This is a genomic window from Gardnerella sp. DNF01195, from assembly GCF_049244175.1.
Taxonomy (GTDB): domain Bacteria; phylum Actinomycetota; class Actinomycetes; order Actinomycetales; family Bifidobacteriaceae; genus Bifidobacterium; species Bifidobacterium leopoldii.
The window spans coordinates 877,613-891,673 of record NZ_CP058383.1 but is presented as its reverse complement, the minus strand read 5'-3'; the positions used below and the strand labels follow the sequence as shown (position 1 = coordinate 891,673).

General features: G+C 37.7%; 9 protein-coding genes. All 9 read left to right on the top strand.

The window, feature by feature from the left end; genetic code table 11:
* Positions 1-7: 7 nt before the first annotated feature.
* The 9 genes from HXT43_RS03315 to glgX all read left to right on the top strand — a co-directional run bounded on the left by HXT43_RS03315 (position 8) and on the right by glgX (position 14,058).
* Complete coding sequence (locus HXT43_RS03315) at positions 8-1,435, top strand: glycoside hydrolase family 3 protein (RefSeq protein WP_004119300.1); 1,428 nt, start codon at positions 8-10, stop codon at positions 1,433-1,435.
* Between the two features lie 574 nt (positions 1,436-2,009).
* The gene (locus HXT43_RS03310; protein WP_004107001.1) at positions 2,010-2,636 is read left to right on the top strand and encodes a hypothetical protein; all 627 of its coding nucleotides are present in this window, start codon (positions 2,010-2,012) and stop codon (positions 2,634-2,636) included.
* Positions 2,637-2,859: 223 nt separating this feature from the next.
* Positions 2,860-4,824: an ABC transporter ATP-binding protein gene (locus tag HXT43_RS03305; RefSeq protein ID WP_217430171.1), complete on the top strand. Its 1,965-nt coding sequence runs from the start codon at positions 2,860-2,862 to the stop codon at positions 4,822-4,824.
* 26 nt (positions 4,825-4,850) lie between these two features.
* The gene (locus HXT43_RS03300; protein WP_004106997.1) at positions 4,851-5,624 is read left to right on the top strand and encodes an energy-coupling factor transporter transmembrane component T family protein; all 774 of its coding nucleotides are present in this window, start codon (positions 4,851-4,853) and stop codon (positions 5,622-5,624) included.
* Between the two features lie 54 nt (positions 5,625-5,678).
* Positions 5,679-6,764: a 1,4-dihydroxy-2-naphthoate octaprenyltransferase gene (gene menA / locus HXT43_RS03295; RefSeq protein WP_415688474.1), complete on the top strand. Its 1,086-nt coding sequence runs from the start codon at positions 5,679-5,681 to the stop codon at positions 6,762-6,764.
* Positions 6,765-6,996: 232 nt separating this feature from the next.
* Entirely contained in the window at positions 6,997-7,785 is a 789-nt protein-coding gene (locus HXT43_RS03290) for an ANTAR domain-containing response regulator (RefSeq protein ID WP_391496405.1), read from the top strand.
* 78 nt (positions 7,786-7,863) lie between these two features.
* Positions 7,864-10,941: a DNA polymerase I gene (polA, locus tag HXT43_RS03285; protein ID WP_004106991.1), complete on the top strand. Its 3,078-nt coding sequence runs from the start codon at positions 7,864-7,866 to the stop codon at positions 10,939-10,941.
* 21 nt (positions 10,942-10,962) lie between these two features.
* Positions 10,963-11,847, top strand: a complete 885-nt coding sequence (locus HXT43_RS03280; RefSeq protein ID WP_004119313.1) for a Nif3-like dinuclear metal center hexameric protein — start codon at positions 10,963-10,965, stop codon at positions 11,845-11,847.
* 81 nt (positions 11,848-11,928) lie between these two features.
* Entirely contained in the window at positions 11,929-14,058 is a 2,130-nt protein-coding gene (gene glgX / locus HXT43_RS03275; RefSeq protein ID WP_032835386.1) for a glycogen debranching protein GlgX, read from the top strand.
* Positions 14,059-14,061: the final 3 nt, after the last annotated feature.

Below are 14,061 nucleotides of genomic sequence, written 5' to 3'. Positions count from 1 at the left end.
ACTCGTTATGCGAAAGCAAAGGACACGTAAACTACAAAGCAGTCCGCATTATGTAGATGGTCGCACTATGCAATATCGTAGTGCTCAGCATCATAATCAAATTGCAAGTGTTGTTCCAAGAAAGCGTTTTGCTGCTATTTTAGTGGCTATTATAGCTATTGTTTTACTTACAATATCTATGTTTGCTGCAGTATCTGTTATGCGCTCGCATTTTTTTAATGTTTCTTCTAAAACTTATGTTAGTAAGAAAACAGTTAACCCTGCGGATGTGGCTAAAAAACTTGAAGCACTAAAGCAAGCACGTAAAAGGCAAGCAAGACGGGGGATTGACCCTAATAGCAGTGTTGTTAAAAATGTGCTATCAAAGATGTCTCTTGAAGATAAAGTTGCTCAAATGTTCATAGTTAAGCCTGAAGAATTAGCTGGAACATACGGGACTGTGGTATCTTCTGGCTCGCAAATGCAGCAGTCGTTTAATTCCATACCTGTTGGCGGAATAATGTATAGCAGGGAGAATATTCAGAATCCTAATCAAACTCAGCAAATGATTTCTGGGTTGCAATCAATAAGCGAATCTAGAGTGTCACTGCCTGCTTTAGTAGCTGTTGATGAAGAAGGTGGCACTGTTGCGCGAGTTAGCTCAAATCCTCAAATGGGTGTTAATTCCTCGCCTAATATGAGGGATATTGGAGCGACTAAGAAAACTCGCAAAGCTTATAAAACTGGTGCTTACATTGGTAATTATCTTTCGAATTTAGGTTTTAATGTTGATTTTGCTCCAGTTGCTGATGTGATTACTAATCCGGATAATAACCTGATGATCAAGCGTTCATTCGGCTCTAATGCTTCGCTAGTTGCAAATATGACAGATGCGTTTACTGACGGTTTGCAAGAGCATCACGTTTTTGCCACGTATAAGCATTTTCCTGGTCATGGCTCAACTTTTGAGGATTCTCACAAAGGCGTTACTGTTTCGAACCAAACTCCACTTGCGTTAAGAAAAATAGATTTAGTACCATTCAAAGATGCTGTAGACACTGGTGTTAAGTTTATTATGGTCAGTCACGTGTCGTATCCGAAGATTACAGGTGATGATATTCCTGCTAGCATGTCTGAGAAAATTGTTACTGGTTTAGCTCGTAAAAAGCTTGGTTATAAAGGTATTCTTATTTCTGACTCTTTAGGAATGGGCGCAATATCGTTGCGCTATTCTCCTGGAGTTGCTGCAATTACAGGAATTAAAGCAGGCATCGATATATTACTTTCTCCTGCAAATTTGCGTCAAGCGTATTATTCTGTTGTTAATGCAGTTCGTCAAGGTGATATACCTGAGTCTCGAATTGATGAGTCTGTAAAGCGAATTATTGCAGTAAAATTACAAATTGCTCAGCAATTAAAGAGTCAAAATGTAAAAAATTCTAAAATAACTAAATGAATCAGCGTGTTGCATTTATTTAAGTAAATTTTTTCTTTTACATTATTTCGGGAGTTTCTTTATTTAAAACGAGATTTTCTTTGCAAAATAAGGATTTACGAATAATAAATTTATAAATATTTTTGTAATAATTATTTCATTAGGAGAATATTTTTGAAAAAATGTTTGCATTTGTACTTTTATGGTGTTAGCATCATTTCCAACACAAACAAATATCGAATACTTCGGTTGAGGTTTGTGTGTGAACCACAGTTAGTATTAATGAGTTAAGGAGGCAGACATCATGCTTAACATGAACATGAATGCTGAATCTTTCGATACTCTTAATGCTGCACGTATGTGGTGGTGGCAGTCTTCTCTTTGGCGTGAGTTTACTCTGAAGTTTTAGAAGCTGCGTATAAAAGCTTGTAAAAGACCTCCGGGTAAGCCCCGGGGGTCTTTTTGTATACAAGCCTTAAATTTCAAAAATCACAAATCACAAATCACAAATCACAAATCACAAATCACAAATCACAACAAAATATTCGATAGCTTTGTATTCAAATAATATGAAGCTTAAACAAGGAGAGAAATCATGGCTAATGAAACTAATGAAAAAGTTATGGAAGCTACTAGCGGCGTCGCAAATGCAACTGCTGATGTTGCGTCGGTAATGATGAAAAATGCGAAAGTTAAGAATCATGCACTAAATATTACTTCGTTAGTGCTGGTTGCAGTTCTATTTGCAGCAGGATGCATTCTTGATTTTACTGTTGCCAAGCCTCTTTCTATTGGAAATATCCAGCCTGAGTTTGTTATTGCTTCATTCTGCTTGGCGATTTTGTTGGTTCGTCCAAAGATTTATCAAGGAGCTATTATTGGAGCTCTTGCTGCAACATTAATCCAACTTAATACTTCGATTCCATTCCTTGAATATGCGTGTGACATTCCTGCTGCAATTATTATGACAGCTATTTTAATTGGATATGTCCATCTCTTCCCAAAGGATGCTGCTCGTAAAGTAAGTGTTTTCCCATTTATTGCAACTTTTGTTACAACAGTAATTTCTGGTTGCATTTTCGCTTCTATTGCTGCTTACTTTATTCTTCATTCTCCAAACATGGTAATCGTAATGATGCCAATTATTTTTGGTACTGCTGCATTTAATGCGATTATTGTTGAAATTCTTTATACTCCATTGCGACTTGTATTGCACAAATAATAAATAATGTAACTAAGAAATTCTTATGATTGCATGTTTAATTGCACGTTATACATCATTATTAACGAATGTGTTTAATGCGTATAAATGTATAAAGTCATAGAAGTATAAATATAAAGGTATAAAAGCAAGTTGGCATCAGTCTAATATGATTGATGTCAACTTGTGTTTTTGTGTTATTAATTTTTTAGCGTTTGCTCGGTGTGTTAGAGTTAGGAATGTTATGTCTCAGCAAGAAAAATATGTTGCAGATAATCATTTAGTTGATTCTGCCGAACCGTGTAAAGAGCCTATGAAAAAAAGTGATGAATCAGTAAAAGAAGTGCCATTGCTTGAATTAAGCAATGTATCTTTTCGTTACGATACTCATAGTGATGAAAGTGTTGCAAATAAAGATAAAAAAGACAATGAAGATAATTGCAACTATGCTCTTCATAAAGTAAACCTTAGTATTCATCAAGGTGAATTCGTTGGAATTATTGGACCTTCTGGGTCTGGTAAAACAACTCTTGCTTCACTTTTTTCTGGAGCAATTCCTCACCATTATTCGGGAAAGTTTTTCGGAACTGTCAGAATTGCTGGTCATGACACTACTACTCTTGAGCTCACTAATATTGCTTGTTTAATTGGCTCTGTTATTCAAGATATTGATGCGCAAATGGTTGCTGCAAACGTTGAAGATGAGTTGCTTTTTGGCTTAGAAAACTTCGGAGTTTCGCACGATGAAATTCCTGAGCGTATAGCAAATGCACTAGAAACTGTTGGTATTAGCAATTTGCGAAATCGTGATTTAGATACGCTATCTGGAGGTCAAAAGCAGAAGGTTGCAATAGCTGCTATTTTGGCTTTAAGGCCTAAAGTGATGGTTTTAGATGAGCCTACTTGTGCGCTGGATCCAGTTTCTTCACGTATGATTTTCGACGTTTTAAGTGATTTGAATAAAAACTTTGGTATTACTATTGTAGTGATTGAGCAAAAAGTAGCTTTATTAAGTGAATATTGCAAGCGTCTTATAGTGCTTTCTAAAGGTGAGCTTGTTCTCGATGCTCCTGTTTGCGAAGCTCTTAAAGATATAGAGTTACTTCGTAAAGTAGGTATTAATTATCCACGTACTACGCGATTGCTTAAACAATTGCAAGATGAACAAATTTGCGATCCATCACCTCTTAGTGTTGGCGTTGATGAAACTGTAAATACTATTGTTAAAACTTTGCGTTCTGATTATTCTAAACTTTCTAATCGCGATGATGCGTATGATGTAGAAGCTGATTTAGAACTTAATAAAGAAGATTCTAAAAGAGCTAACAATGCAGTTAATAATACTGATAAGCCATGCCTTTCAATAGATCATGTGAGTTTTGCTTATGCAAATGATGTCAAGGCTCTAAAAGATATTTCATTTGATGCTTATGCTGGTGAATTGATCGCATTAATTGGCAAAAACGGTGCCGGAAAAACTACTATTACAAAAATTATTAACGGTCTACTAAGACCTACTGAAGGTAGTGTAACAATTGACGGTATCGACACCAAGCCATTGCGAATTAGTCAAATAGCAAAATATGTTGCGACATTATTCCAAAATCCTGATCATCAATTATGTAAAGAGACTGTTCTTGAAGAAGTAGAGTTGAGCTGTATTTTAATTGGTGAAGATTCTAGTCAAGCGAAAACGCATGCAATGGAAATTATTGAGAAACTTGACTTAAATCCTACTGACAGTCCATTCATGCTTTCTAGAGGGCAGAGACAAATGGTGGCATTGGCTGCAACTGTCGTAACGCGTCCTAAAATACTTGTTCTCGATGAACCAACTTGTGGGCTTGATTACCATGAATGCGTGAGAATTATGCAAGTAGTTGAGGAGTTGCGAGCTCACGGTTGTTGCGTGATTATGGTTTGTCATGATATGGAAGTTGTGCTTGATTATGCAACTAGACTTATAACGATTAATGATGGAAAGCTTATTATTGATGGTTCAGCGCATGATGTTTTTGAAAAACCAGACGTCTGTTCAGCTGCTTCTTTATATCCACCATTATTGTGTGCTGTTTGCCAAGGTTTGGTTTCTAACGGTTTTAAGCAATGCTATGGATTGTATACGCGAAAAGAATTAGTTGAAGCGTTGCGTTTTGGTAAAATCGCAAAACTTAGTCAGAATAAGCAGCATAATCAGCAGAATAGTTAGAAGTAAAATAAAGGCATCTGATATTTATGAAAACGAGACTATTAACATATCAATCAGGCAACACATTCCTTCACCGCACAAACCCTATTGCGAAGCTAATTCTTGCTGCGAGTATTGTAATAAGCGTATTTATTGCTAAACAGTATTCTGTACTTATTGCGCTAGCTGTTATTATTTTTGTTGGCATGGCTTTTACTCATGTTGTTAAAACATTATTTGGCCTTATTAAAGCTATGCTAATAATTTCTTGCGTAATGTTTTTGCTACAAACTGTTATTGCTCAAAGTGGGAACTATATTTTTCTATGGTTTACGTTAAGAGGTATTGATATTGGAGCGAAAGCTTCTTTGCGTTTGTTCTGTTTTGCTTTTCCTCTTGTTACAGTGCTAACAGTAACTAAATTAAACGATCTTGCAAATGCTGTAGTCCAATATTTGCATATTCCATATTGTTATGCTTTTACTATAACTACTGCGGTTCGTTTTGTGCCTATTTTTGCGCAAGAAATGTCTCAAATCACAGAAGCTCAAATGGCTCGCGGAGTTGAATACGATAGTAAAAATCCATTTAAAAAATTAAAACTTATGATGCCTCTTATTGTGCCTCTTTTGGTTTCTTCAGTGCGTAAAGCAGATAGTTCTGCGCTAGCAGCGGAAGAGCGCGGCTTTTATTTGCGTACACGCAAGTCTTCGTATTACAAATACCCATTCGGATGGCGTGGATTCTTGTCTTTAGTTATTTCTGCACTTATTATTGCTTTACCAATATGCACTTCAATCTTTTTGCCAAATTTAGTGTAAAATATTTGTGTAAATCATAAATAAATAAATCATAAATAATTTATGAGGCTTTTGATGAAAAGTGTAAAAATTTGGCTTAAGGGTGCAAGAATTTACACGCTTCCAATAGGCTTAGTTCCTGTTGTTATGGCGTTTGCGGTTTCATTTAGAATGATGCGATTTTCGTATTTTGAAGAACCAATTATGCATCTAGAGCAATGTTTTATACAATTTTTCTTGTGCTGCATGGTTGCTGCGTTTATGCAAATCGCCGTCAATTATGCCAATGATTATTGTGACGGATTGAATGGCTTGGATGAGAATCGTAGTTTGCGTGCTTTAAGTAGCAATAATTCAAAGCCTTTATGCGATGTATCTTGGCGCCTTGCAAATGCTGGAATTTCCCCGAAATCTGTGCTTAAAGCTGTAATAATTTCTGCTTTTATTTCTTGTATTTTTGGTTTGATTATTGTTTTGCGAACTGGAATATATTGGTTTATTTTACTTGGAATTGCGTGCTTTGCTGCAGCCTGGTTTTATGCCGGGGGTAAACATCCTTACGGTTATAAGGGTTGGGGAGAAGTAAGTGCGTTTGTATTTTTCGGTCCTGTTCCTTTTATTGGTTCGTTATGCGCAATTACATATGGAATTGGTATTCCAGAAACTAGTATATTTATTAATGGCGGGCAAAGGATTTTGGCTTGTTTGCTAATATCTTGCATTCCTGGTGCTTATTCGGCTTGCTTAATGATGGTAAACAATCTTCGAGATATTAAAAGCGATAAAGAGCATGGAAAAATAACTGCTATGGTTAGAATTGGTGAGCGCAATGGTAGGCGTTTATGCGCTGCTATGAGCATTGTTTCTGCTGTTCTATTGATCGCATATTCTATTTTGATTATTGTGTTACCTTCTGTAGTGCCATCAATATGGCGCTTTTATAGTGTTGAAGTTTTCCTCAGTTTTAGTGCGATTGTATGCAATACTTCATGGCATTTATTTTTTGCTGCTTTTCAGTGGCTCTTATTGTTAGTCATTGCAATTAAAGCTTATAAGTTTACTAAATGTGTGCTTATAGGTGATTACAAGAACGCTTTTCCTATGTGCGTTGCTCAGGCAATACTTGGTGCGCTGGCTGTATTATTATCTGCGATTATATAAAATAAGCAAAATAGTGCTAATTGTATGTGCTTGTTCGCGCGTCTTGCAATTCTTATGATATTATTAATTGACACGAACATGGTGCGCGTGCGGTATTTTAATGACTTGCAAATTGTGTTATGATGCGCAATTTCCACTAGTGTTTGTGAGTGTGCCGTTGCGTGAGCGCCATGTTAAAGATGCATGGCGATGTTGCCCTGTGAATGTGTGGCAATGAAGTGAGGTTTTGAATATGCCAGGTATGGATGAAAATGAAGGGACAGAGCCAGCGATGCCTGAGGTACTTACTGATGATGAGCTGCGCAAAGCTGCAGATGATGAAGCTGCTCAGCGAGAATCTAAAGAAAAGAAAAACAATCATATTCGTACTGTGGTAGTTGCAGAAGATGAATCAGTTAATCGTATGGATTTAGTGGCAATGCTTGAAGATAACGGATATCAAGTTGTAGGTCAGGCTGCTAACGGTCAAGAAGCTATTGAGTTGACGCGTGAAAATCATCCAGATGTTGTATGCATGGATGTTAAGATGCCTGTTATGGATGGCATTACTGCCGCTGCAACAATCTGTGATGAGAATATTGCTCCTGTAGTAATGCTCACTGCTTTTTCACAGTCAGATTTAGTAAAACAAGCAACTGGTGCTGGAGCGATGGCGTACGTTACTAAACCGTATGAAGAATCTAAACTTCTTCCTGCTTTGGAAGTTGCTATGGGTCGCTTTAGCGAGATCAACGATTTATTAGATAGTGTTGAACGTGCAGAAAACAAGTTACACGATGCTGAAGATCAGTTGAAGAAGACAGAAGAAAAGCTGAAGAAAGCTGAAGATACTTTAGAAGAACGTAAGCTTGTAGATCGTGCTAAAGGTCTTCTTATGGATAAGGCTGGATTCTCTGAGCAGGGTGCTTTCCGCTGGATTCAAAAAACTTCTATGGATCAACGTATCCCTAAGAAGCGTCTTGCAATGGCTATTATTGCAAAGTATAGCGATGATAAAGTAGAATCTTCATCTGAAAATTAGTAGGGTTATATTTATTCATTTTTATATAACTGCATAGTTATTTATTAGTAATTACGGAACGTGGGTGAGTAGTCAACAGTGAATACCGACATCGTTGAAGAACATTCTTCGGAACTTAAGAATGAGAAAGGAACGTTGTTGGTTGTCGATGGCCATTCTCTTGCGTTCCGTGCTTTTTTTGCAATATCTGCAGATAATTTTTCTACTCGCTCTGGGCAAGCAACAAATTCCATTTGGGGATTTATTACTATGCTTTCGCAGGTTGTAAAAAAAGAGAAGCCTGACCGCTTAGCTATTGCTTTTGACGTTAAAGGTGGAACTTTTAGAAATACTATGCTTCCTCAATATAAAGGTACTCGTGATGCTGCTCCGCAGGAGCTTCTTTCGCAGCTTCCTATTATTCAACAGATGCTTAAAGCTCTTGGTATCACTTATATTGAGAAACCAGGTTATGAAGGTGATGATGTTATCGGCACCCTTGCAACAATGGGAGCGAATGCCGGTTATAGAACTTTGGTACTTTCTGGCGATCGTGATGCATTCCAACTTATAGATGACAATATTACTGTTTTGTATCCAGGACAGCATTTTAAAGATTTAAAAGAAATGGATAAGGATGCTGTTTTTGAAAAATATCATGTTACGCCTAAGCAATATCCTGATCTAGCAGCGTTAAGAGGAGAAACTGCAGATAATATTCCAGGAGTTCCAGGTGTTGGAGATGGGTACGCTGCTAAATGGATTAATCAATTCGGCAGCCTAGAAAATATTATTGAACATTCGAATGAGATTAGCGGTAAAAAGGGAGAAGCTTTAAGAGAAAATATTGATCAAGTTCGTTTAAACCGTAAAGTTAATGCTTTAGTTTGCGATTTGGATTTAGGCGTAACTGTAGATGATTTGTGCTTTGGTGATGTTGATGCTGCAAAATTAGGAATCTTGCTGTCTCAACTTGAATTTGGCGAATTAAAAAAGAGAAAGATTCTCAAAACTTTTAGCAACGGTACGCAACAATCTATTGAAAATAATATGCGTATAATGTTTTCGTCTACGTATGAAGGTAATGCTAATAACGATGAGCTAGTTCAAGGTGATCAATCAAATATTGACGCAGAAAATTTTCAAGAAATGCTAGCAAGCATTGACTTGCATCATGTTAAAACTGTAGAAGACTTTATTAATTGGGAGAATTCCGTTTCTTCTTTACTTTATACAGAAATAAAGAAAGATTCAAAAAATACTGAAGATACTTTCGACCAACTAAGTTCCGAAGAAGAGAATTTTGAAGAATTAAGTTCCGAAAAAATTATAAATAATTCTCGTAAATGTGCCGAACCTATACTGAAAAATCAAGAAGTTGTAATATACGCTCATGAGTGCAAGAAGAATTCAAAACATCATTTTGAGTTGACTGCAGATTCTTTAATAATTCTTGTTGCTCATAAAGCTGTGTTATTGTACGCGTCTGATTTGCAATCGGCAGATCGAGCTTTGCTCGAGATGTTGCGAAAGTTCTTGCAAAAAAATTCTTCAATAACAGTATTGCATGATTATAAAAAGCATTTGGGATTGCTAAAATCGCTAAAATTATTCGATTCGAATAATTCATTTGGCACTCCACTTCTTGATACTCGATTGGCATCATATTTATTGGAGCCTGATTTTCGAGCTGAAACTTTAGAAAATATGGCTGAACATTATTTAGATATTCAGTCAGATGAAGATAATTTGGGTGAAAATGAAGCTAAGCAGGGTGAGCTCGATCTTCTTATTGACGATGAAACGCCAGCCAGTGAAGAAGAAAATAATGAAAAGCAAACTCAAGCGCGTGAAGCTAAATTCTTAAGAACTGCGCTTCTTATTCGTCTTTTGGCTCTTCATTTTGCTTCAACACTTGATGATAGAAAACAAACTGGTTTGATGACTGATTTGGAAATGCCTATTTCGCGAGTTTTGCGTGGCATGGAAGACGTCGGTGCTGCAGTTGATATGCAACGTTTAAGTGGTATGCTTAAGCAATTTTCTGCAGATGCTGAGTTCGCGCAAAATATGGCTTGGAAAGTTGCAGGTAGTTCTGTTAATTTACAAAGTCCTAAGCAGTTGCAGCAAATACTTTTTGAGCATTTTGGTCTTAAACCTACTCGTCGCACAAAGAATGGCTCGTACACGACTAATGCCGAAGCTTTGCAAGCTATGTACGTTAAACTCGATCCCGAAGAGCCTGCAAGTCAATTCTTGGGTGCCTTACTTAAACATCGCGAAACTAATAAATTGAAGCAGATTGTGCAAAGTTTAATTGATGCGGCTCATTATGATGATAGGCGCATCCATACAACTTTTGAGCAGACTATTGCGGCAACTGGTCGTTTAAGTTCTGCTGATCCTAATCTCCAGAATATTCCTAATAGGAATGCTGCTGGTCGTGAGATTCGTGCTGCTTTTATTCCAGGAGAAGAATTTGAATATTTAATGAGTTGTGATTATTCACAAGTTGAGCTTCGTATTATGGCTCATGCATCTCATGATAAAACTCTTATTGAAGCATTCCGTTCCGGCGCAGATTTTCATAAATATGTTGCGAGCTTAGTTTATAAGATTCCTGTTGAACAAGTAACGCCGGATCAACGTTCTCATGTAAAAGCTATGAGCTATGGATTAGCATATGGATTGAGTACTTATGGACTAGCCAAACAGCTTTCTATTAGTCCGGCTGAAGCTGAAATGTTGAAGAATAAGTATTTTGATACTTTTGGCAATGTTCATGACTATCTGGAATCTCTTGTGTCAAAGGCAAAAGAACTTGGATATACAGAAACTATGTTTGGTCGACGTAGGTACTTCCCGCAGCTTTCTTCCAATAATCGTGCATCTCGTGAAGCTGCTGAGCGCGGAGCTCTTAACGCTCCAATACAAGGTACTGCCGCAGATATTATGAAACTTGCTATGCTTCGTGTTGATTTGGGATTGCGTGAAGCAAAAGTTCGTAGCCGAGTAATATTGCAAATACATGATGAATTGATTTTAGAAATTTCACATGGTGAGCAAGAGCAGGTAGAAAATATTGTGCGTAAAGCTATGGAAAATGCTGTGCATTTAGATGTTCCTCTTAATGTTTCTACTGGAGTTGGTGTAGATTGGCAACTAGCAGCGCATTAACACTACTTAAAGGTAGAAGAAATGATTAGATTAAGCAAAGTAATTGAAGCTATAGAAACATTGTACCCATTAAGCTTTGCTGAAGAGTGGGATGAGCCTGGTCTTATTGTTGGAGACTTGAATTCCCAAATTCAGCGAATCGTATGTGTCAGTGATCCTACGATTAGCGCAGTTGATCGAGCGTTATCAATGGGTGCCAACCTATTAGTGACTCATCATCCGCTATTTTTCAAAGCTGTGCATGGAGTTTCAAACGAAACTGTTCGTGGCGAAATTGTACAGCGTTTAATTAGTAATAATTGTGCGCTATGGGTTGGCCACACTAATGCGGATGTCGCGTGGCGTGGAGTTGCTCATGCTGCGGCAGAGTATTTTGGTCTTCATAATTTGCGTCCAATTGTTGTTTCTAAACAGATCGATTCTGCTGGACGTAACATTGGCTTAGGCAGAATTGGTGTTTTGGATGTGCCAATATCATTGCGTGATTTTGCGCAAAATGTTTTTAACGTTCTTCCTCATACAAAAGTTGGTGTTCAAGTTGCTGGAAATCTTGATGCGAAAGTTAGTACAGTAGCTGTTTTGCCTGGTTCTGGGGAAAGCTTGTTAGATGAAGTTCGCAAGGAAAAAGTTGACGTATATGTTACAAGCGATTTGCGTCATCATCCTGCACTTGATGCAATTGAGCGAGCTAAATATGAATCGAAACTGCGTCTTTCTTCTGGTGAAGATTACATTCAACACACATATCCTATGATTATTAACACTTCTCATAGTGCTATTGAGTCATTGTGGTTTACTTATGCGATTAATGATATTGCTGACTGCGTAGAAGAAATGTATGGAGAGCGTCCAGAAGTTGCTTGGTTAGGTGAAGCTTGCGATCCATGGAATTACGTTATTAATTGAGGCTTTCATTTAAAATTCAAGCTTTTTTAAATAACTTCAACATGACGTGAAAACTACTCGAATATATGAGATACTTATATTATGCATATACGACCAGGTTCCATGTATCCGCTTGGCGCAAACTATGATGGCGCTGGCGTGAATTTTGCGCTGTTTTCCGAAGTTGCAAAGCGCGTTGAATTATGTTTATTTGATGAGCATGATAATGAAACACGTATTGATATGACTGAGCAGAACTCATACGTGTGGCATAACTATGTTTCAGGCATACAGCCTGGTCAGCGTTATGGTTATCGTGTTCACGGACCCTATGATCCTTCTCATGGTTTATGGTGCAATCCTCATAAGTTGTTGCTTGACCCATATGCCAAGGCGATTGAAGGAAATATAGACGGTGATGAGAGTCTTTTCTCGTATTGGTTTGATAATCCAGATGATATTTCAGCAATGAATACTTTGGATTCTGCGGATCATACGATGAAGGCTGCAGTTATTAACCCGTATTTTGATTGGGGTAATGATCAGCACCCTATGATTCCGTATCATGATTCTGTTATTTACGAAGCTCATGTTCGTGGAATGACTAATCTTGATAAACGTGTTCCTCCAGATATTAGAGGCACTTATGCTGGACTTGCACATCCAAGCGTTATTTCTTATTTAAGGAAGCTTGGTGTTACTGCAATAGAATTGATGCCTATCCATCAGTTTGTAAACGATTCTTTCTTGCAAAATAAAGGATTAAGTAACTACTGGGGATACAACACTATTGGTTTCTTCGCTCCTCAAAATTCTTATTCCAGCTCTGGTCAGCGCGGAGAGCAAGTTAACGAATTTAAGTCAATGGTTAAGGCATATCATGCTGCAGGCATGGAAGTGATTCTAGACGTTGTCTACAATCACACTGCTGAGGGCAATGACCGTGGTCCTACTTTGAGTTTCCGTGGTATTGATAATCGCGCATATTATCGTCTTGTAGATAATGATCAGCGTCATTATTTTGACACTACTGGTACTGGTAATTCCTTACTTATGCGTTCTCCAAAAGCGTTGCGGTTAATCACAGATAGTTTGCGTTATTGGGTAACTGAAATGCATGTCGATGGCTTCCGTTTCGATTTAGCAGCAACTCTTGCGCGTCAGTTCCAAGAGGTAGATAAACTTTCTGCATTCTTTGACATTATTGAGCAGGATCCCATTATTTCAAGTGTGAAGCTTATTGCTGAGCCTTGGGATATTGGTGTTGGTGGATATCAAGTTGGTGGATTCCCTCCAAGTTGGTCTGAGTGGAATGGAAGATATCGCGATTGTGTTCGCGACTTTTGGCGCTCACAACCATCTACATTACCTGAATTTGCTAGCAGGCTTATGGGTAGCTCAGATTTGTATGAGCAAAATGGACGAAAGCCTGTAGCTTCCGTGAACTTTATTACAGCTCACGATGGCTTCACTATGAATGATTTAGTTAGCTATAACGAAAAGCATAATGAAGCTAATAAAGAAGGCAATTGCGATGGTGCAAACGACAATCGTTCGTGGAATTGCGGTGTTGAAGGACCTACTAATATTCACGATGTTAACGAATTGCGTGAACGTCAAATACGCAATTTGTTCTCAACTCTTTTGATGAGCCAGGGCATTCCTATGATATGCGCTGGTGATGAAGTCATGCGTACGCAGAATGGTAATAACAATGCTTATTGCCAAGATAACGCTATTTCGTGGATAAGTTGGGATTATAACGAAACTCAACGAGATATGTTCGATTTCGTTTCTAAGCTTATTCACCTGCGTTTGAAGCACCCTGTGTTGCATCGTCGTCGTTTCTTTACAGGTCGTTCTGCTGGAGATGATGTAAGCGATATTCCACAAGTTGAATGGCTTGACCATAACGGTACTGTTATGGATATGGAGGACTGGTCAAATACTCATGCTTTATCTGTGATGATTTATTTGAATGGTTCGGATATTCCAGAAACTGACTGGTATGGAACGAGAATGGTTGATAATGACTTTATTCTTATTTTTAATGCGCATTATGAACCTATTACTTTTACTTTGCCAGATAAACGTTATGGTGAAAAGTGGAAGTTGATTGTGGACACATATAATCCAAAGGGTCCGGAATTGTTATATGAAGCAGGATTTAATATTGTCGCACAATCTCGTAGTTTCTTGCTTCTTATGAGCGAGCATAAGCCAGAATGTTGAGTA